Genomic DNA, 20,370 nt, shown 5'->3' with positions numbered 1-20,370 from the left:
CTGTCAGAGCGGAATGCAAACTTTTGGAATGTTGATGTGAATGATTTCTTGACTACGGGTTCAGCGGAGGTAGCGGCGGCGCCTTGCTGCGGTGCGTCTTGCCCGGGTGTATGGCCGGTCCGCGTGGACGCCAGCCGCCGCGCCAGCGCCACGCTGCGTAGCCGGCCGTCAGCGCCATGCCGGCCAGCAGGGTGGCCATCCGCCAGTCGAGCCAGCCGGGCAGGCGCATCAGCGCGCCACCGGTGGGCGCCAGGCCCAGCCCCGGCGCCGCACGGGCGACGTCGATGGTCACGGCCGGCGCGGACGATTGCGCGCGCTTGCCGGTGGCCGGGTCGTACCACGCCACGGAGACGGCCGGCAGCGTGTAATGGCCGCTACCTTCGAACACATAGGTCACCGTTTCCACGCGCCGGCCGCCCGTGGCGCCTGCCGGCTCGTCCCCAGCGGCCGCCGCGCCGTCCTGCAATTGCGGATCGGCGCGGAACTGCCGCACGCCGCGTGGCGCGGCCAGTTGCGGCGGCTCGATCATCATGGCGGGCGTGCCGGGCGCGAAGATCGTGATCGTGCGGACCAATGCATCGCCAGCCCGCAAATGGGCGTCCTTGCCGCTGATGGCCTGGTCGAAGGTCTGGCGGATATGGATGGGCGACGCCGGCAGCAGTGGCGCCAGGCCTGACGCCTGCGCGGCGCTGGCCTGGCTTGCGTTCCGCTGCCCGCCGGCATGGATGGTGGTGAGCGGCAGGGTCACGGTGGCGTCTTGCGGCTTGCCATCGTCGCCGGACCATCTGAAACGAATCTCGGGCGTCGGCAGCGTGAAATCGCCGGCGGTCTGGGGCGTGAACACGTAGGTCTTGCGGATGCCTGCGTAGCTGGCGCCATCGATGGTTTCGGTGGCGTTCACGCCGCGCTCGTCGGGCATCGTGACCACCGCACCGGGCACCTGCAGCGCCGGAAATGCCGGCGCCGACAGGAAGAAGTTCGGCGCCAGGATCGTGACCTCGATCTGGACCGACTGCCCGGCCACCACGGGCTGCTGGCCCAGCACCCGCACCCGCACCGTGGGCGCCGCGGCATGGGCCATGCCGGACAGTATCAGGAGCATGACGGCGAGCCAGCGCATCGTCATGGCCGCGCCTCTGGCGCCTGCGACTGCAGCGCGAACTTGCGCGCCAGGAGCATGGTGGGCGATGTCTGGATCGCGCGCATCCACATGTCGGCGTTCTGCTGCACCAGCCCCTGCTGCACCTTGTCGCCACCCGGGGGCGGCGCGGGCTTGCTGGGATCCAGTTCGATCTTGTCGGGCTTCAGGTCGGGCGGCTCCTCGTCGCCCTTGTCGTGCTTCTCGGCCTGCTTCTGGCGCTCGATGGCCTGCTGCATCAGCGCCAGGTTGCGCTGCGCGGGTGCCCAGCCGGGACGCTGCTGCAGTACCAGCCGGTAACGGGCGGCCGCCTCGGGATATTTGTTCTGTCGCGCCAGCGCGTTGCCCAGGTTGTACTGGGCGTCCGTGGTGCCGATCTGCTCGAAGGCCCGCGCCGCTTCATCGAACTTCCCCGCGCGGTAGTACGCCACGCCGCGCCACATCGGGTCATCGAACAGCGTGGCCGCCGCCGCGTAATCGCCACGTGCGAAGGCGCGCCGCCCTTGCTGATCGTGCGTGAGCCAGAGATCGACAACATGCCAGCCGCGTGCCGGTGGGCTGGGCTGGGCCCGCACGTCCGCCTGTGGCGCGGCCGCAAGCGCGGCCAGCGCCAGCGAGGCCATCCAGCGGATGGTCCAGCCCTTGCGGAACCAGAGCAGCGCCAGCACGGCAATCGGTATCGTCAGCCGCCAGCCGGCATCGTGCCAGCGCAGCGTGTCCTGCGCACTGCCCTGCTCCACATGCGACTGGACGTGGCGCTGCACCCACGCCACGTCATCGTCACTGTCGGTGGTCAGCGTGGCCACCGGCACGCCAGTGTCGCGCAGCCGGTGCAGCGCCGCCGCGTCGAGCCCCGGGGCGGCGCCATCCCCGGCCTTCAGCGGGCCGCCCGCCGCCGTGCCGATGGCCAGCACCACGATCTGCGTGCGTTTGTCGCGCTGCTGCAGGGCAGCCGTTGCCGCAGGCTCCACGCCATCGGTCAGCAGCAGGATCGTGCCGGGCACCGGCTCCTTCGACAACGCCGTGCCGATGGTCTGGACCGCCCGCGCCGTATCCTTGCCGGGCACCGGCATGATGGCCGTCTGCAGCGCATCGACAAAGGTCTGCAACAGCGCCGCGTCGTCGGTCAGCGGCAGCACCAGATGGGTCGAGCCGGCGTAGGCATAGAGCGCCGTGCGCCCCCCGTCGCGATGGGCCAGCAGCGCCTTGATCTTGAGCTTGGCGCGTTCCAGCCGCGTCGGCGTGACGTCGATCGCGTCCATGTCGGGCGTCAGGTCCACGGCAATGGCCAGCGGCGCCTTGTCCGACAGGAACGGCGGCCGCTCGCGTTCCCACGTAGGGCCGGCCAGCGCAATCGCGCCCAGCGCCAGGGCCAGCGCGGTCAGATGCACCGGGCGCACCGGTCGATGGTGGCCCTCGCGCACCACCAGCGCATCGAGCAGATGCGGCGCAATGGTACCGCGCCAGCGGCGGCGCACATCGCCCTGCCGGCGCACGGCCCAGGGCAGCCACACCGCAGCAATCAGCACCAGCAGCCATGCGGGCCGCAGGAAATGGAACTGCGCCAGCGCGTGCAACCCGTCGCTCATGCCGAGGGCTCCTTGCGTGCGGCGGGCAATGGCGCGCGTGCCACGCCGTACGCGTAGAGCGCCATGGCGACCTGATACGCCAGTACCAGCAGTACGGCGCCGCCCAGCGGCCACATGAACAGTTCGCGGCGCGGACGCCAGCTCAGCGTCTTTTCCTTGTGCGGCGTCACGCGGTCCAGCGTGGCATAGATCGACGCCAGCGCGGTCTGGTCCGCGCCGAAGAAGTAGCGCCCGCCCGTGGTGCTGGCAATGCGCTGCAGCGTTTGCAGATCCACCTTCTGCTCGCCCGTGGCGGCAGGGTCGCCAATGCCGACGGTATGCACCACGACGCCGCGCGTGCGGGCGATATCGGCGGCTTGTGCCGGCGGCATGCGGCTGGCGGTGTCATTGCCGTCGGTCAGCAGAATCAGCACCTTTTCGGCGGCGTGGCTATTGTCGAACATCTTGATGCCCAGCCCGATGGCATCGCCCAGCGACGTACTGGCGCCGGCCATGCCGGGCACCATGTCGTCGATCAGCGTGCGCACCAGCGCATGGTCGAGCGTGAACGGCGCCAGCGGATACGGGGCATCGCCAAACACGATCAGCCCGATGCGGTCTCCGGGCCTGTGGGCCACGAAATGGCTGACCACCTGCCGCACGGCATGCACGCGCGCTTCGACCACGCCGGCCGGGTCCTTGAAATCGCGGGTGTCCATCGACTGCGACAGATCCAGCGCCAGCAGCAGGTCGCGCACGGGCTCGCTCTTGTAGACCGGTGGCTCCAGGAACTGCGGCCGCGCAAGGGCCGTCACCACCAGGGCCCAGGCCAGCGGCGCCAGCAGATGCTGCACCAGGTTGCGTCGTGGCACGTGGGCGCCGGCGGCGGGCTGCAAACCGGCCGCGCTGGCCACCTCGCCAAAGAACGGCAGCCGCACCGAGGCGCTGGTCTCGCGGTACGGCGGCACCCGCCACCACACCAGCAGCGGCAGCGGCAGCAGCGCGAACAGCCATGGATAGGCAAACGCGATCATGCGGGCGGCGCCCGGTGTTCCGCGATCCAGCGGCGGCAGGCGGCGGCGGTGTCGCGGGCCTGTTGCGCCGGCCAGCGTCCGAGTGCGGCGCGGTCCAGGTATTCGGTCTCGATCAGCATGGCAAGAGGCGGTACGGCATCCGCGGCCTTGCCGGCGTGGGCCAGCAGGAAATCGCGCCAGGATGCGCCGGAAAGCGCCGCCACGGTCTCGCGCGGCCACGCGGCCAGCGCGGTACGCTTGAGCAGTTCGGCCAGCGACAGCAGCGCCTGCGCGCGGTCCGGACCATTGGCGTCGAGCCCGGCTTGCAGGCGCCCCAGTTCCTTGAGCGCGGCGCGCCGATAGCGGTTGGCGCGCCAGTGCCGCCACATCCGCCAGCCCAGCCACAGCAACGCGCACAGTACGCAGATGCCGACCACGAGCCAGCCCGCCGTCTGGGGCCACCAGGCTGGCGGGGGCGGCGTGACGATATCGGCCAGGTCGTTCACCGTGTGAGTCCTCTCGTGACAGGTCGGAACATCCCGGGCCGGGCCGGACCGACTGCATGCGGGCAGGTTACGCCGTGACCGGCGGAAACCGAATTCAGAGTTTTTGGCGCCGATATTTAGCGATTTCGGTAACCGGCCCCGGCCGCCACGCGGGCTACAGCCCCGCGCTACAGGCCGTCTGGCAGGAGGTCCCGCACTGCATCCCGCATCACGCGCGCCAGCAACTGCTGGCGTTCGCGGGGCATGCGGGCCAGCGTGGTGGCGACGCTGATGCCGGCCACCGGTTCGCCATCGCGATCCGCGACGGCCAGGCCCACCGCCAGCGCGCCCCGCGTGGCGTGGTTGCCGATTACCGAATAGCCGCGTTCGCGGGTGGCCCGGATCAGGATGCGCATGCGGTCCGGCGTCATGCCGCCGTACTGCACCAGGGCGTGGGCATTGGTGGCGATCACGTCGTCCACGGCGCCGTCGGGCAACGCCGACAGCAGCGCCAGGCCGGCCGCGCCCACACCCAGCGGTTGTCGCGTGCCCACCTGGATCACCAGCACCTGCACCGGATGCGTCCCGACATGGCGCGCGATACAGCGCGACAGCGCCCCGTCGCGCACGATGGCAAATGCTGCGTCGCCGCAGGCCTGGCTGACGCGGGCTAGCACCGGATTGAGACGCTCGGCCAGGTCCGCCGACTCGCCGTGCTGCGGCAGCGCGTCCAGCCTGGGGCCCTTGACATACCGGAACCGCCCGCGCTGCACCACATAGCCGCATTCGATCAGCGTGGCCAGCAGGCGATAGACCGTGGGCCGCTCCAGCCCGGCGGCACGGCATAGATCCACCACGCGCAGCCCGTCCTTGCCGCCGGCAAGGATGGCGTCGAGCAGCATCAGGCCGCGTCGCAACGCCCGTGCGCCCTCTTCGGCAGCCGGAGCAGAAACGTCCGCCTGGCGGACGTTTTGATTCGCAGTACGAGCACGCATGGGAAAGAATTCGCTGGCCGGGAAGCAGCCCGCAGTATGCCGCAGAAGCATCGGGACAGCGGGTGCCGGCCACGATATCCAAAAACAGGAGACAGCCATCATGACCATCCGCAGCCGGGCGCGCAGGCGCCTTCTTCGCAGCATCGCGCTTATTCCCGCTGTAATGCCCGCCCTCCTTGCCGCGGCCCTGGCGTGCGGTGCCACGCCGGCACTGGCCACCGACGCCGCCTTTCCGAGCCGCCCCGTCCGGCTGGTGGTCGGGTACGCCGCCGGTGGCGCCACCGACGTGCTGGCCAGGCTGGTGGCGCAGAAGATGGGCGAGGCGCTGGGCCAGCCGATGGTGGTGGAAAACCGCGCCGGCGCCAACAGCAACGTGGGCGCCGAGGTGGTGGCCAAGGCCGTGCCGGACGGCTACACGCTGTACGTCTACACCATCGCCAACACCATCAACGCCACGCTCTACGACAAGCTCAATTACGACCCGGCCAAGGATTTCGAGCTGGTCGGCATGATCGCCCGCATTCCCAACGTACTGGTGGTCAATCCGGGCGTGCCCGTCAAGACCGTGGCCGACTACGTGAAGCTGGCCAAGACATCGCCCAATGGGGTGACGTTTGCGTCATCGGGTAGTGGATCGTCGATCCACCTGTCCGGCGAGATCTTCCGCACGCGCAGCGGCGCCAACATGCTGCACGTGCCCTACAAGGGCAGCGCGCCGGCCGTGACCGACCTCATGGGCGGCCAGGTGCAGTCGATGTTCGACAACACCCCGTCAGCCCTGCCGCACGTGAAGTCCGGCAAGCTACGTGCCATCGCGGTGACCAGCGCGCAGCGCATGCCGCTGCTGCCCGACGTGCCGACGGTGGCCGAATCCGGCTATCCGGGCTTCGACGTGCAGTCGTGGTTCGCCATCTCCGCCCCGGCCGGCACGCCGCGCCCCGTGGTGGATGGCCTCAACGCCGCGCTGAACAAGGCGCTTGGCAATGCCGACGTGCGCGAGCGCATGCGCGACCTGGCGGCCACGCCCGAACCCGGCACGCCCGAACAATGCCGCACCTTCGCGATGTCCGAAATCAAACGCTGGCACGACGTGGTGCGGCAATCGGGCGTGCGCGTCAACTAAGGAGTCCGACAGCACCATGTTTCCGATCGATCTGTTCTGGCGCGCCGCCGACCGCTGGCCCGACAATATCGCCATCGATGCCCCCGACGGCTCTCTGCGCTACCGCGAGCTGGCTGCGCAGGTGGCCGCGCTGGCCGCCCACTTCATCAAGCTCGACCCCGCCCCGCAGACTTGCGTGGGCATTTGCGCCGGCAACTCGGCCCAGCACATCGTGGCACTGCTGGCCGTGCTGGCCAGCGGCAAGATCTGGGTGCCGCTGAATCCCAAGAGCACGCAGCCGGAACTGCGGCGCATCATCGATGCCACCGAGCCCGGCATCATCGTGCTCGATGCCGCCTGCGAAACCTTGCTCGACGGCGCGCCGGGCGTGCGCATCCATACCGACCACGCGCCCGATCGGGGCCGGACGCTGGCCTCGGCCATCGCGCAACACGCCGACGCCGCGCGCCCGGTGCTGGATCTGGACCGCGATGCCACCCAGGCCATCAAGTTCACCGGCGGCACCACCGGCGCGCCCAAGGGGGTCATGCAGCCGTATCGCGCGTGGCTGGCCAATATCGTCAACCAGATCCACGCGTGGGGATTCACCGAGTCGGACCGCTACGTGATGGCCGCGCCGATCACCCATGGCACGTCCACCTACGTGATGCCGATCCTGGCCCAGGGTGGCTGCCACGTGATCATGGAAGGCAGCGGTGCCGAAGCGGTACGCGCCACCTTCCGCGACCGGCGCGGCACGGTCTGCTTCATGCCGCCCACCCTGATCTACATGCTGATGGCGCTGCCCGGCACCACCCGCGCCGACTATCCCGCGCTGCGCCGGCTGATCTACGGCGGTGCGCCGATGCCCCCGGAAAAAATCCGCCGGGCGCGCGACTTCTTCGGCCCTGTGGTGGCCACCACCTACGGCCAGACCGAGGCACCGCAGTTGCTGACCGTGATCGGCCCCGACGATTTCAACGACGAGCGCAACCTGGCCTCCGTGGGCCGCGCCACCTGGTTCAGCGACGTGGCGATCATGTCGCCCGACGGCCGCCTGCTGCCCGCCGGCGAAGTGGGCGAAGTGGTGGCGCGTGGCGACCTGGTCATGACCGGCTACTGGAAGCGTCCGGACCTGACCGCCGCCACCATCATCGACGGCTGGCTGCATACCGGCGACCGCGGCCTGATCGATGCGCGCGGCTTCCTGTACCTGAAGGATCGCCTGCGCGACGTGGTGATCACCGGCGGCTTCAACGTCTATCCGATCGACGTGGAGAACGCCCTGGGCCAGCATCCCGCCGTGCATGAGTGCGCCGTGTTCGGCGTGCCTGACGACAAATGGGGCGAGGCCGTCCACGCCGCCGTGCAACTGCGGGAGGGCTGCCAGGCCGCCGCCGCCGACCTGATCGCGTTCGTGCGCGAGCGGCTCGGCCCCGTGCAGACGCCCAAGCAGATTCATTTCCACGCCAGCCTGCCACGCTCGACGGTGGGCAAGGTACTGAAGAACACCGTGCGCGACCACGCCGTGGCCGCGCTGCCATCCGGAGACCACGCATGAGCCAACAAGACAAGCCGGTGACCCGCCTCTGCAGCCATACGCTGACCAGCCTTCACTATGGCGACGCCAATCTCGTGGACGACCTGCTCGGCAAGGCCACGTTCACCGAGGTCATGCTGATGCAGATTCTGGGCCGCACGCCCCGGCCGGTGGACATCCGCATTGCCGACATGGTGCTGGTCGTGCTGATGGAGCATGGCCTGACGCCCAGCGCCATTGCCACGCGCCTGATCTACATGAGCGCCCCCGAGAACCTGCAGGGCGCGGTGTCGGCCGGGCTGCTGGCGGTGGGCAGTTCGTTCGTCGGCACCATGGAAAACTGCTCGGTGTTGCTGGACCGCATCCTGGCCGCGCAGGACCCTGACGCCGAGGCGCTGGCCATTGCCCGCGACTGCAAGGCGCGCAAGGCGCCCGTGCCCGGCTTTGGCCACCATCTGCACAAGCCGGTAGACCCGCGCGCCTACAAGCTGCTGGACCTGGGAGAAGCGGAAGCCGATCTGGCCGGGGCGCATATTGGCGCGCTGAAGCGGCTGTCCGCCGCCGTGGACGAGGTCCATGGCCGCGCGATCACGATCAACGCCACGGGCGCCGTGGCCGCCCTGCTGGGCGAAATCGGCGTGCCAACGGACGTGATGCGTGGCTTTGCGGTGATTTCGCGCGCGGCCGGTCTGGTGGCCCACATCGTCGAGGAACAGCAGAGCCCATCGGGCCGCTATATCTGGGATGTCGTCGAGGACGCGATTCCCTACGTGGGCAACGCGCCGCACCGCGACCACGCATAGGCACGCCACGCCTGTACGTGTGGCACTCAGTGCAGGTCCGGGTCGGCATAGGCGGCGCTTGTACTGACCGACGCGTGACCCAGCTGGTGTTGCACGGCCTTGCGGCCAATGCCTCGCGCCAGCGCGTGGGCGCCAGCCGTGTGCCGCAGCCAGTGCGCGCTGGCCTTGGCAAGGTGGGTGGCGGCCGTGGGGTCATCGTCCCCCAGCGCCTGGCCCGCACGCGTGAAACACCGCTTCCAGATCGCCGCTACCTGTGCGACGGATAGCGGCGTGTCATCGCCTTCGCGCAGTACGCGGCCGATCAGCGGCGTGTCGGCCGGCAACCGCTCGACGTCGCGCCCCAGCCCGCGTGCTTCCATGTGATCGCGCAAGGCATCGACCACCGTCTCGGGCAGGTCGTTCGTGCGAGGCCGATTACCTGGCACGTGCAGCCGCCAGCCGTCGGATTGCGACAGATGCGCCACCGTCAACTGCGCCTGCTCCGATACGCGCAGGCCCGTGGCATGGACCAGCCGCAGCATGAACTGCAGGCGTACCGTGCGCGGATCGTCGGCAGGCAGCCCGCCCACGTACCGCTTCAGGTGCTGCCATTGGGTGCGGCTGAGGCTGCGCCCGGCCTGGATGCGCGGTGCTGCGGCCACGGTGGGCTGTGCCGCCGATGCAAACGGGTTGTCGCGCAGGTGCCCCTGTCGGGTCAGCCACGCACAGAGCGTCTTCAGAATCCGCGTCGCATGGCGGATGCTTGACGGCGATAGCGGGCCTTCGAACGGCCGCCAGTCGGGACCACTGCGCGGCGCGCCCCGCCGGCCGACCCATTGCGCGGCCGGCTGGGGATCGGCCAGGAATGCCAGGTAGGCGTGGCAGTCGTCAGCGTCCAGTTTGGCCAGAGGCTTGCCCCGCACGAAAATGGCCCAGAGCAGCAGCCGCTCGGCCTGCGCGCGGTAAGCGCGCCAGGTGTGGCTGCCTTCCGGGCCGTAGTCTTCCAGCCACGCCTGGATGGCCTGCACATCGGCTTGCGCTGATACGTGGCGCAGCGCCTCGAGCGGGACCAGCGCCGGGGCTTCGGCATGTCGCGGATCGGCAATACCCGCGCGGTGCGGCACCATCGCATTCATCCGCAGCCATGCCTCGATCTCGCGCGCGGTGGCCTCCCCGATGCCGCGGACGTGCCGATGCCAGCTGCGCGGATCGGCGGCGATGGCTGCCGCCAGCGTCGCCAGCGTGGTCCAACCCGTCTGCGCGAGCCGGCTGGCAATGGCCGGCGTGAACCACCCCGCCACGGCATCGCCCGCCAATGGGCGCACCAGCAGCAGTGGCTGCAGCGCATCCAGCGCCCGCAGCAGCTTGCGCTGGCGCGTTTGCCGTGCCGTGGCGCTCTCGGCTGCTGGCGGCACGATCAGCGCCAGCCAGGTCTTTTCGGTCAGGATGGTTGCCTCGCCGTCGGCGCGCACACGCGTGGCCAGCCGCTTCACGCCACGTGCCAGTTCCGTCTCGATCCAGCCCAGCGTGGTGCGGGCCTGGCGCAGGTCCAGGCCCGGCGTCAGATAGCGCGTGGCCAGCCGGGCCAGGTCGAGACCCTGCAGGTAGCCACGGTAGTAGGCAAAGTGTTGCGGGCCGAGCAGACGCGCCGGGGCGACCGGCGGGCGCTGGCGCCGGCGAATGGCCTGCCCGGCGCTGGGTACGGCGGAAGACAAGGGATGACAGCGGGGACACCGCAAACGGCAAAGGGCGCGATGATACCCGATGGGCGGAGCGGCGCTCCGCTCCCCTTGCCCGGAGCGGGGCGAAAACCGTCAGTCGGCCTTGACCGCAGCCGGCAGCCGCACGCGCACGCCCAGCCCGCCCAGCGGCGACCTGGCCAGTTCGAAGCGGCCGCCGTACAGCGCGCAGACATCGCGCACGATGGCCAGCCCCAGCCCGCTGCCTTCGGCCGACTCGTCGAGCCGCGCGTACGGCTGCACGGCGCGCGTCATGGCGGAGGCCGGCATGCCTGGGCCATCGTCGTCGATGCGGATTTCCAGCTCGGCCGCCTGCGCCACCAGATCGACGCGGATTCTGGTCTGCGCCCACTGCCACGCGTTGTCCAGCAGGTTGCCGAGCATTTCGACCAGATCCTGGCGGTCGCCGGCAAAGCTGGCCTGGCCTTCGATATCGACGGCGATCAGTTTGTCGGCGTGCAGGCGGCTCAGCGCGCGCACCAGTTCATCGACGGCGGGCCGCACCGCCACCGCACCGCCGGCCGCCCCACCCGCCCCGGCCGCCCGGGCGCGTGCCAGATGGCGGTCCACCTGCTGGCGCATGGCGTCCACCTGCTGCATCACGCGCTGCGACGCGGGCGCCGGCAACGTTGCCGCGTCGTTGGCCAGAATGGCCAGCGGCGTCTTGACCGCATGCGCCAGGTCTGCTGCCTGCCGGCGCGACCGTTCCACGGCTTCGTGATTGCGCCGCAGCAGCAGGTGGATCTCGTCGACCAGCGGCTGTACCTCGGCCGGCCAGGCGCCTTGCAGCGTCGGGTCACGGCCCGCGTGCAGGCGCGCCACCGCGGCACGCAGCCGCGACAACGGCGCCAGCCCGAAACGGATCTGCGCCCACACCGCACCCAGGATGCCCAGGCCCAGCACGCCCAGCGACAGCCACAGCAGATGGCGGAACGACCGCTTGGCCTGCCGCAGCTCGGTGCGGTCCAGTGCCACGGTGATGTCTACCGGGGCATCGGCGCCGGTCAGTTGCAGGCGGCGCGACTTCACCAGCAGCGACTGGCCGCGCGGGCCGCCGCGGATATCGGCATCCCCCTCGCCCACGCGGCGTTCCACGGCAACGGGGATATCGACATCCCAGAGCGAACGCGAACGCAGCGTCTGGCTGCCCGAAGACGCCTGCCAGTAGGCGCCGGCATACGGCAGTTCGAAGCGCGGATCGGCGGGCTGGCGCGTCAGTTCCAGCTTGCCGTCGGTGCGCCATTCCAGCGCGGCGGCCAAGCTGGTCAGGTCGCGGTCAAGTTCGGCGATATAGGTGCGGTCGACGTGCCGGCCGAACAGCGTATCGAGCAGCCAGCCGGTCGTGCAGAGCGTGCCCGCGATCCACAGCGTGGCGATGCCCAGCAGGCGCCGGGCGATCGAGGCGCGCTTCATGCGGCGTCGGCCGGCGGCCGCATGCGGTAGCCCAGGCCCCGCACGGTCTCGATGACGTCGACACCGAGCTTGCGGCGCAGGCGTCCCACGAAGACCTCGATGGTATTGCTGTCGCGGTCGAAATCCTGGGCGTAGATATGCTCGGTCAGCGTGGTCTTGCTGACGATGGCGCCCTGGTGGTGCATCAGGTAGTCGAGCACCTTGAATTCGTGGGAGGTCAACGTGACGGGATTGCCATTGACGCTGACCTGACCGCTGCCCGGCGCCAGCAGCACGGGGCCGCAGGCCAGCGTGGGCGATGTGCGGCCGGCCGAGCGGCGGATCAGCGCGCGGATGCGGGCCAGCAGTTCCTCGGTGCGGAACGGCTTGGTCAGGTAGTCGTCGGCGCCGGCGTCGATGCCCTCCACCTTCTCCACCCAGCTGTCGCGCGCGGTCAGGATCAGCACCGGCACGTCGATGCCGGCCTGGCGCCAACGCTTGAGGACGGTCAGGCCGTCTAGCCGGGGCAGGCCCAGGTCGAGCACGACGGTGTCATAGGGATGTTCGGTGCCCAGGTGCTCGGCGTCGATGCCGTCGGCAGCGTGGTCCACGGCATAGCCGGCCTGGGTCAGCGCCTGCGCAAGCTGGGCGGCAAGTGTGCTTTCGTCTTCGACCAGGAGGATGCGCATGGGGGTCAGGGCTTGCGGGCGCGGTCGAGATCGTGGCCCTTGGCCTTGAGCAGCCTGGCATCGCGGGCGTCGTACTCCAGCTTGGCCACGGAGCCGGTGGGCAGCAACAGCTTCACTTCGTATTGCCAGATGCCGTCGTCGCGGTCCAGTTTCACGTCGATGACGTCACCGGCGTACTGGCGCGAGACCGTGTCGAGGATGCGCGCTAGCGGCAGGATTTCGCCGGAGCGCAGGGCCGCGCGGGCCCGGTCGGCGTCGGTATCGGCCAGCGCGAGGCCGGCACCGCCCGTGGCGCCCAGCACGGCCAGCAGGATCAGCATGCGGCAGGCACCACGCAGGCGCGCGGCGGTACGGTCGGCGGACAAGCACGGGACGGCGGTTGGGGGCGGGGGCGAGACAGTCATTTGCGGCATTCTCGGCCGGGCAAGCTGAACGCCGCCTGAACGGCATGCTCAGGTGCCATTCAGGTGCCACGGCGCATGATGCCCGCCAGATTCCCACAACCCAAGCACCATGTCACGTTCTCGCACCCTCCTGTCCCCGCGTTACCCCACCCTGCGCAGCCTTGGCGCGGGCCTGGCCCAGCTGGCCCCGCTGGCGGTGGCCATGGCGGGCGCCGGCCTGCCCTTCTGGCTTCAGACGCTGGGGCACTAGGTCATCTTCAGGCGGGAAGATGACCTGGTCACCGAAGGAGGAATGTGATGTTTTGGTGATATTTGCGGGTCGGGCACGCGGGCTCAGAACACCAGCGTGGCCGTGCCCATGACGGTGGCCGTGCTGTCGAGCCGGTTCTTGCTGGTCACCGTGGGCACCCAGCGCAGGCTGAATGACAGCGGCGCCTTGCCGCCCAGCTTGGTGTCGTACGTGACGATCGGCCCGATCGTGAAATCATGGCCGCGGAACCCATTGAGGCGGTCGGCCGTGGGGCCGGTATCGCTGCCGAGCTGCTGGACCGTGCCCATGACCAGCCCCGCTCCCCAATTGCCAAATTTCTTCACCCCCATGACGTCCAGCGTGAACAGCGGCGCGTTCTGGTAGTCGGTGGCCGTATTGCGCGTGTAGAACTGGAAGGCCGCCACGGCGTTGAATTCGAGCCCGTATTGCGGCATCAGGTGCGTGAAGGCCACCTGCGGCACGAAGGTCCAGTTGTTCAGGCTGGGATTGGCCAGCGCGTTCTTGTCGTACTGGCCCGTGGGCGCCCAGACGTTGAAGCTCAACGCCATGTGGGTGGTCTTGGAAAAGTGGTAGCCGGCGATCAGCGGGCTGAAGTACATGTCATAGAGGTTCGACGCGCGATCGGAGGCGCCGCGCGAGAACGTACCGCCGCCGGGCCCGGTGAATACGGCGCTTGTATGCACGGTCGTCCAGACATACGGCAGCGTAAAGCTCGACGCGAAATTCCACGCGCCGGGCCCGGTGTCCCAGACCTTCATGATCGTCGCCAGCGTGAACGCGATCTTGGCGTCGATGCCCGCCGTGGTCCGCCCGCCAATCGGCACCTCGCGGCCGCTGCTGATCGAGCCATCCATATATAGCTGCTGCAGGTTGGCGATCCACACCGGCTGGTCAGGAATCACCGCCACGTTCGCCGACACGCTGGTGCCCGCCACCGGCCGGCCGAGCGCGCCTTCGGTGGCATGTCCGGCCGATGGCGCCAGCAGACTCCCCACGGACAAGACACCGACGACGGCCGAACGTGCGCGATTCATGGGGCCTCCTAGCGGGCGATGGGTGCTGCGGTAGCGGAAAAGGTACTGAATCGTCTCAGATTCCCGCCCATCTGGAATTCACTTTTCTAAATGAGTGAATTCAATGTTTTTTGAAACGTGGCATCGCCTTGAAATCCGGTACGCCATGGTTTCCATGTTGACCGCAGACAACGGACTAACCGGCAGGTGCTGATGGAATCTGGCGCGGGATTTTATTCCCGCACTTCTTTTTGCCTTGGTTCCTTCCATCATTATTGAACTGGAGTTCACCATGCTGCGAATCCATGGAGGTTTTCTCGCACGCCGAAGCTGGCGCCGCTGGTTTGCGACGGTCGCCTTGTTACTGATATCGAACACATGGCTGCCGGCTGCGAATGCGCAATATGCATCCCGGGAGCTCAGGCCGTCGGATGTATTCGACACGACGGATAAAGTCATCTTCCGGGACGATTTTCGCGGCGATTTCCGGAAATGGACGCTTTCAATCGACGCGCTGTATGACCCGGCTGTCCGGCCATTGACGTCCAACCGCGTTACCAGGGAGCCGTTGGCTGGCTTGCCTGGCCGCCTGCCCGCGACATTCACGCTGCCCGGCACGCCGGGGGCATTCCGCTCGGAACTGGCGCTTCCCGCCGAGGAAGGGCTGCAGGAACGCTGGTACGGCGCGCGCATCGCGGTCGACCAGATCGCGGATCGGGCCGGATATATCGTCCTGCAATGGCATGCGGTCATGGGCAAGGACAAGGTGAATAGGAATTTTCCGAACCTGGCCATTCATCATAAAGGCGACAAATGGGTGGTGGCCCGCGCATGGGGCAGCCCCGCCAATATCCAGAGCTCCACCACCGAGCTGCCGGGCAACGTGGTGCCGGGTACATTGACCAACTGGGTCATCCACGCGAAATGGGCAACCGACGCCAGCGGCATCGTCGAAATCTGGAAGGATGGCACGCTTGTGTACCGGCAAAAGGGGCAGAACGCGTACCACCTTTCCATCGCCCGCACGCCCTATCTGAAGACCGGTATCTACCGGCCGGCGCGCAAGGATTCGACCACCAGCGAGCCGTCGATCGTGGTGCGAGTCAGCGACATGCGCATCGGGCGGAGTGACGCGGGCTATGGCGAGGTATCACCCGTTGTCAGCGGGACGCTGGACAAATGGCATGGCAACCGGCGTACCGGCAGTCTGCTGTTCCCGATCGATTTTGGCCGGGACGTCGAAAAAGGCACGGTCGGATTTGTCGTTCCCCAACAGGCCGGCGTCACCGGCGGCCCGGCATCGCTGGTATGGTCGGCGGGCGTTGCGGATCGGGCGATGTTCGCGGTCGTATTGACAAACCGGCTCGATGGCAGCCGCCGGACCGTCAATATCCGTGGCTACCGGCATAACGGATGCACCTATGCGGCGATGCATGTCGCAATGGATTGCCAGAATCGCAAGAACAGCCGGCTCGAACTGTTTTTCGATCGTGAAGATAATCGCGGCCTGCCCGAAGGCCTTTATGAGGGAAATCTGACAATAGAAGCAATCGGCTGGAAAGACATCGCGTACCGGCGTTCCATCCATGCCAATATCAGGATATTCGTGCCTGGCGTATGGCGCGAACTCCGGCCGGGAATGCCGGCGGCGGTGCGAGGCATGGATCGCCATATCAAGCTTGGCACGATTGGTTTTCTGGTGCCGGCCCAGTCTGACGCAGCAGGACCCCGAACCCCAATACTGGATACGGCACCGCAGGACACAAAATTGAAGCTGACCGTTGCCGATGCGGCTACCGGAGCACGTTATCCCGTTGTGGTGCGCGCGCGACGCTTGACCGGCGAATGCGGCAAGGTCCGAATGAACAGTACCTTTGCTTGCGGAGGATATGGCAAGCAAAGCGATCTCGAACTCGAATATCGTCCGGCAGATAATCCCGACCTGCCTGCCGGACGTTACACGGGCAGCGTTTTCGTATTGGCGCAGGGCAGTTACGAAAGCTGGATCCAGCGGCCCATCGCGATCGGGCTAAATGTTCGGAAGTAAATCCGACATTCGTTCAGACCGCGCCGCGCGTCTCCACATACAGCGCGTAGACCGAATGGCTGCTGGCCATATACAGGCGGTTCCGCTTGGGGCCACCGAAGCATAGGTTGGGGCAACGCTCCGGCAGGTGAATATGGCCGATGGCCTTGCCCTGGGCGTTGAACACGCGTACGCCGTCGAGCTTCGACGGATCGGCACCCGGTGCGCCGCTGCTGCCCCAGCCGGCCCAGATATTGCCATCCACGTCCACCTTGAAACCATCGAGCGCGCCCGGGCCATTGGCGTCGATCAGCTTGGTCTTGTTGCCAAGCTGGCCGTCGGCACCCACGTCGTAGGCCCACATCACGCGATACGGCTGGGCGCGCGATTCGATCACGTAGAGCTTCTTCTCGTCTGGCGAAAATGCGAGCCCGTTCGGCCCGTTGAGGTCGGCAATGACTTGCGTCACGCTGTTGTCCTTCGGATCGATCCGATAGACGGCGTGCGGCAGTTCCGGGGCTGCCTTGTCGCCCTCCCAGTCGCCCGCGATGCCAAACGGCGGGTCGGTGAACCACAGCGAGCCGTCCGACTTGCACACGATGTCGTTCGGCGAATTGAAACGCTTGCCCTGGTAACGGTCGGCCAGCACCGTGATCGAGCCATCGTATTCGGTACGGGTAACGCGCCGCGTCAGGTGTTCGCAGCTGACGAGGCGACCCTGCTTGTCGCGGCAATGGCCATTGGTGAAGTTGGCCGGCGAGCGGAACACGCTCCACTGGTTCGAGGTTTCGTCGAACCGGATGATGCGGTTGTTCGGGATATCGGAGAACAGCAGATAGCGGCCGTCGGCAAAATAGATCGGACCTTCCACCCAGCGGAATCCGGTGGCTACCTGCTCCACGGTGGAACTGAACAGCCGGTACTTGCCGAAACTGGGGTCAAGGATTTCGACGGCCGGGTCGGGGTAGCGTTGCGCGGCCTTGAAGTCGAAGGCCTGGGCCAGCGCCTGGCCGCTGGCGGCTGCAGCGCCGAGCGCGGCGCCAGCCTTGAGCCAGTGACGACGCCGGGCGTCCACGCCCGCCTTTTTCGTATCCATGCTGTCTCCTCATCGGATTGGAAATGGTCCGGACGGACCTTTATAGTTGTCCGACATCCTATGAGAAAAATCGCCACACAGCAAGCACTTGTACGATGACATGCATGCCCCATGTGCCTTGCCCACATCGCCATCACGGGAAAGGTTCGGTGCTATGGTCTGGGTGTGCGCGTCCGGGACAGGACGCCTGACATGCCTTCTCAACTCTCCTGAAGCACGCCCGAATCATGGCAAGCGCAATCCTCCTCGAAAACATCCACGCCAGCGGGCAGCAACTACTGGGCCGCCACCATATCGACGTCGCCACCCAGAGCAAGGCGCTGGCTGGCGACCCACTGCTGGCCGCCGTACGTGACCACGACCTGCTGGGCATCCGATCGGCCACGCACCTGACCGCCGAACACTTTGGCAACAGCGGACGCCTGCTCAGCGTGGGCTGCTTCTGCATCGGTACGTCGCAGGTCGACCTGAACGCGGCTGCCCATGCCGGCATTCCGGTATTCAACGCGCCGTTCTCGAATACGCGTTCGGTGGCGGAACTGGTGATCGGCCAGACCATCATGCTGATGCGCCGCGTGCCCGAGAAAAGCCGCGCCGCGCACCAGGGCGAATGGCAGAAGTCGGCAAAGGGATCGTTCGAAATCCGCGGCAAGACCATGGCGGTGATCGGCTACGGCAATATCGGCGCGCAGGTGGGCATCCTGGCCGAAGCCATGGGCATGCGCGTGGTGTTCTACGATATCCGCCCTCGCCTGTCGATTGGCGGTGCGGTACCGATGCATTCGCTGGAAGACGCCCTGGGCGCCGCCGACGTGGTAACGCTGCACGTGCCTGCCACACCCCAGACGCGCAACCTGCTCAATGCCAAGGCGCTGGCTGCAATGCGGCCGGGCAGCATTTTGCTCAATGCTTCGCGCGGTACCGTCGTCGATATCGAGGCACTGGCGAAACTGCTAGACGATGGCCATATCGCCGGGGCCGCCATCGACGTGTTTCCGGAAGAGCCGCGCAGCAATGCCGACCGGTTCGTCACGCCGCTGCAGGGCAAGCCGAACGTGATCCTGACGCCGCACGTGGGCGGCAGCACGGAGGAAGCGCAGGAGAATATCGGCGTGGAAGTGGCCACCAAACTGGCCAACTTCCTGGAAACGGGTGCGACGATCGGCGCGGTGAATCTGCCGCAGATCCAGCCCAATCCGCTCGATTCGCCGGCGCGGGTCCTGAACATTCACTACAACCGTCCCGGCACGCTGTCGCATCTGAACCAGGCGCTGGCCGAAATCGGCGCCAACATCGAGGCCCAGCAATTGCAGACCGAAGGCGACATCGGCTACGTCATTACCGATATCAGCCTGGTGCCGCCGGCCGGCTGGGCCGAAACGCTGATGGCGCACGACGCGTTCATCCGCTCGCGCGTGATCGAAAACCGCTAGGCATCCGCTTTCCCGACCAGAACCCGCATGCAGCCCCCGCATGCGGGCGATGAAATCGGTGGATAAGCCCGGCACCCCCGCCGTTTCCCGATAGCCGCCGCCCGGCGGCATTGTCATACTGCGCGGACAACCTCGCAGACCGGACATGCGCGATCCGGCAGACAATCAGGAGACAACTTCATGCAACGACGTCGTTTCTTCCGCGTCGCGCTGGCCGCTTCCGGCCTGACGCTGGCGGCATCGCTCGGCCCCCAGGCACTGGCTGCCGATGACTTCCCCACCCGTCCGATCCGGCTCATCGTGCCGTACGGCGCCGGCGGCGTGACCGACCAGGTGACACGCGCGCTGGCCGACGCCGCCGGCCGCGAACTGGGACAGTCCATCGTCGTCGAAAACAAGCCCGGCGTCAGCGGCACGCTGGGCGCCACCCAGATGGTGACCACCGAGCCCGACGGCTACACGCTGAGCATGGCACCCGTGGTGATCTTCCGCCTGCCACACGTCCAGAAGATGCGCTACGACGCGCTCAAGGACCTGACCTACGTATCGATGATCGCGGACTACAACTTTGCTGTGGCCGTGAAGAAGGATGCGAAGTGGCAAACCATGCAGGAACTGATCGCCGACGCCAAGGCGAACAAGAAAGGCATCAGCTACGGCACCACCGGCATCTACGGCAGCCAGCACCTGACGATCTCCGAACTGGCGCGCGTGTCGCAATCGAACTGGACGCACGTGCCGTACAAGGGCGACGCCGAGGCCATCACCGCGTTGCTGAGCGGCTCGTCCGATGTGGCCGTGCTGTCGAACACGCTGCTGCCCTACGTGCAGAACGGACAGATGCGCGTGCTCGCCACGCTCTCCGAAAAGCGCGCGGCCGACTTTCCGAACGCCCCGACTCTGAAGGAAATCGGCTACCCGGTGTGGTCGAACTCGCCGTTCGGCATCATCGGCCCGGCCAACATGAAACCGGCCGTGGTCAAGCGCCTCGACGAAGCCTTCCGCAACGCGCTCAAGGACCCGAAATTCCTGAACGTGACCCGCCAGTACGGCATGGTCACGAACTACATGGGCCCTGAGCAATACGCGGCCTACGCCCAGAAGGCCTTCAAGAGCGAAGGTGAAATCATCTCGCGCCTGGCCGAGGCGATGAAGAATCAATAGGCGTTTTCCGAAGTCGGCTCCGGCGCGTCGCCAGTGATCTGACGACGCACCGGAGCCGCGGAATCGCGTTCGATGTTTCTTGTCTATCGCAATACCACGAATTCCTGCTTTACCCCCCTCCTCCCTTGCGCTGAATTAGACATCAGCCATTCAGCGGTCTCAGAAGTTGGCAATCCATGTAGCGTGCGACGCACTACACCAGTGCATCGATACGCAAATCATGGTTGTCGAAGATCGATTGGTATCCGGCGTCGATCTCGCCGGGCTCGCAACCGGGCGGGCCGCTTACCGCCTCGAAGTCCCCGCCGCGCCCACCGCCATCGCCCTGTCGGTGGTCTCGTTCAAGGCCGTCGAGACCCTCGGCAAGCCTTACGAGGTCACCGTCCAGCTGACCCATCCGCTGGAACTGGACCGTGCCGACTACCTGAATCGTCCGGCCACCTTCGTCATCGACCCGGGCGATGGCAGCGAGCCGCGCCGCTTTGCGGGATGGATTCCGGCGTTCTCGAAGACTCGTCAG

Annotated in this window: 18 protein-coding genes and 1 pseudogene; 8 read left to right on the top strand and 11 right to left on the bottom strand. The window is 67.3% G+C overall.

The features are described from left to right. Nucleotides 1–52: 52 nt before the first annotated feature. The 5 genes from AC3FJ6_RS18495 to AC3FJ6_RS18475 form a co-directional block, all read right to left on the bottom strand. On the bottom strand, nucleotides 53–1,126 hold the full coding sequence (locus AC3FJ6_RS18495) for a BatD family protein (RefSeq protein ID WP_488773185.1): 1,074 nt from the start codon (nucleotides 1,124–1,126) through the stop codon (nucleotides 53–55). Next, entirely contained in the window at nucleotides 1,123–2,727 is a 1,605-nt protein-coding gene (locus AC3FJ6_RS18490; protein ID WP_488773184.1) for a VWA domain-containing protein, read from the bottom strand. Before AC3FJ6_RS18490 ends, AC3FJ6_RS18495 begins: the two co-directional genes overlap by 4 nt. Beyond that, the gene (locus AC3FJ6_RS18485) at nucleotides 2,724–3,740 is read right to left on the bottom strand and encodes a vWA domain-containing protein (RefSeq protein WP_488773183.1); all 1,017 of its coding nucleotides are present in this window, start codon (nucleotides 3,738–3,740) and stop codon (nucleotides 2,724–2,726) included. The genes AC3FJ6_RS18490 and AC3FJ6_RS18485 overlap by 4 nt, the downstream gene beginning before the upstream one ends. Continuing rightward, nucleotides 3,737–4,225, bottom strand: a complete 489-nt coding sequence (locus AC3FJ6_RS18480; RefSeq protein ID WP_488773182.1) for a DUF4381 domain-containing protein — start codon at nucleotides 4,223–4,225, stop codon at nucleotides 3,737–3,739. Before AC3FJ6_RS18480 ends, AC3FJ6_RS18485 begins: the two co-directional genes overlap by 4 nt. Before the next feature lie 167 nt (nucleotides 4,226–4,392). Next, nucleotides 4,393–5,199 carry an IclR family transcriptional regulator gene (locus AC3FJ6_RS18475; RefSeq protein ID WP_488773181.1) on the bottom strand — a complete coding sequence of 269 codons (807 nt, stop codon included), beginning with the start codon at nucleotides 5,197–5,199 and terminating at the stop codon, nucleotides 4,393–4,395. A gap of 100 nt (nucleotides 5,200–5,299) precedes the next feature. On the opposite strand from AC3FJ6_RS18475, the gene AC3FJ6_RS18470 reads away from it, so the two are divergent. Genes AC3FJ6_RS18470 through AC3FJ6_RS18460 form a run of 3 tightly spaced genes read left to right on the top strand, consistent with a single transcriptional unit; the run spans nucleotide 5,300 to nucleotide 8,644 of the window. After that, complete coding sequence (locus AC3FJ6_RS18470; RefSeq protein ID WP_488773180.1) at nucleotides 5,300–6,322, top strand: Bug family tripartite tricarboxylate transporter substrate binding protein; 1,023 nt, start codon at nucleotides 5,300–5,302, stop codon at nucleotides 6,320–6,322. Nucleotides 6,323–6,338: 16 nt separating this feature from the next. Then, on the top strand, nucleotides 6,339–7,862 hold the full coding sequence (locus AC3FJ6_RS18465; protein WP_488773179.1) for a class I adenylate-forming enzyme family protein: 1,524 nt from the start codon (nucleotides 6,339–6,341) through the stop codon (nucleotides 7,860–7,862). Then, complete coding sequence (locus AC3FJ6_RS18460; protein ID WP_488773178.1) at nucleotides 7,859–8,644, top strand: citryl-CoA lyase; 786 nt, start codon at nucleotides 7,859–7,861, stop codon at nucleotides 8,642–8,644. Before AC3FJ6_RS18465 ends, AC3FJ6_RS18460 begins: the two co-directional genes overlap by 4 nt. Before the next feature lie 26 nt (nucleotides 8,645–8,670). Here the strand turns inward: AC3FJ6_RS18460 and AC3FJ6_RS18455 are convergent, their stop codons facing one another. From AC3FJ6_RS18455 to AC3FJ6_RS18440, 4 genes are all read right to left on the bottom strand, one after another. Then, entirely contained in the window at nucleotides 8,671–10,338 is a 1,668-nt protein-coding gene (locus tag AC3FJ6_RS18455; protein WP_488773177.1) for a site-specific integrase, read from the bottom strand. Between the two features lie 99 nt (nucleotides 10,339–10,437). After that, on the bottom strand, nucleotides 10,438–11,775 hold the full coding sequence (locus tag AC3FJ6_RS18450) for a sensor histidine kinase (protein ID WP_488773176.1): 1,338 nt from the start codon (nucleotides 11,773–11,775) through the stop codon (nucleotides 10,438–10,440). Then, entirely contained in the window at nucleotides 11,772–12,443 is a 672-nt protein-coding gene (locus AC3FJ6_RS18445; RefSeq protein ID WP_488773175.1) for a response regulator transcription factor, read from the bottom strand. Before AC3FJ6_RS18445 ends, AC3FJ6_RS18450 begins: the two co-directional genes overlap by 4 nt. Nucleotides 12,444–12,448: 5 nt before the next feature. Continuing rightward, nucleotides 12,449–12,808, bottom strand: coding sequence for a PepSY domain-containing protein (locus AC3FJ6_RS18440; RefSeq protein ID WP_488773174.1), 360 nt, complete (start codon nucleotides 12,806–12,808; stop codon nucleotides 12,449–12,451). A gap of 148 nt (nucleotides 12,809–12,956) precedes the next feature. On the opposite strand from AC3FJ6_RS18440, the gene AC3FJ6_RS18435 reads away from it, so the two are divergent. After that, nucleotides 12,957–13,097: a hypothetical protein gene (locus tag AC3FJ6_RS18435; RefSeq protein WP_153949480.1), complete on the top strand. Its 141-nt coding sequence runs from the start codon at nucleotides 12,957–12,959 to the stop codon at nucleotides 13,095–13,097. 83 nt (nucleotides 13,098–13,180) lie between these two features. Here the strand turns inward: AC3FJ6_RS18435 and AC3FJ6_RS18430 are convergent, their stop codons facing one another. After that, on the bottom strand, nucleotides 13,181–14,152 hold the full coding sequence (locus AC3FJ6_RS18430) for a SphA family protein (protein ID WP_488773173.1): 972 nt from the start codon (nucleotides 14,150–14,152) through the stop codon (nucleotides 13,181–13,183). 271 nt (nucleotides 14,153–14,423) lie between these two features. On the opposite strand from AC3FJ6_RS18430, the gene AC3FJ6_RS18425 reads away from it, so the two are divergent. Then, nucleotides 14,424–16,178: a heparin lyase I family protein gene (locus tag AC3FJ6_RS18425; RefSeq protein ID WP_488773172.1), complete on the top strand. Its 1,755-nt coding sequence runs from the start codon at nucleotides 14,424–14,426 to the stop codon at nucleotides 16,176–16,178. 13 nt (nucleotides 16,179–16,191) lie between these two features. Here the strand turns inward: AC3FJ6_RS18425 and AC3FJ6_RS18420 are convergent, their stop codons facing one another. Continuing rightward, on the bottom strand, nucleotides 16,192–17,253 hold the full coding sequence (locus AC3FJ6_RS18420) for an SMP-30/gluconolactonase/LRE family protein (protein ID WP_488773171.1): 1,062 nt from the start codon (nucleotides 17,251–17,253) through the stop codon (nucleotides 16,192–16,194). Between the two features lie 227 nt (nucleotides 17,254–17,480). On the opposite strand from AC3FJ6_RS18420, the gene serA reads away from it, so the two are divergent. The 3 genes and pseudogenes from serA to AC3FJ6_RS18405 form a co-directional block, all read left to right on the top strand. Next, nucleotides 17,481–18,686, top strand: coding sequence for a phosphoglycerate dehydrogenase (gene serA / locus AC3FJ6_RS18415; RefSeq protein WP_488773170.1), 1,206 nt, complete (start codon nucleotides 17,481–17,483; stop codon nucleotides 18,684–18,686). A 180-nt stretch (nucleotides 18,687–18,866) separates the two neighbouring features. Further along, nucleotides 18,867–19,850, top strand: coding sequence for a tripartite tricarboxylate transporter substrate binding protein (locus AC3FJ6_RS18410; protein WP_488773169.1), 984 nt, complete (start codon nucleotides 18,867–18,869; stop codon nucleotides 19,848–19,850). A 220-nt stretch (nucleotides 19,851–20,070) separates the two neighbouring features. Next, nucleotides 20,071–20,370: pseudogene (locus AC3FJ6_RS18405) on the top strand (type VI secretion system tip protein VgrG); the annotation flags it as partial.

It is taken from the genome of Cupriavidus sp. 94F1, assembly GCF_057798875.1.
The sequence above is the reverse complement of the archived record's forward strand: the minus strand, read 5'-3'. Positions and strand labels throughout refer to the sequence as shown.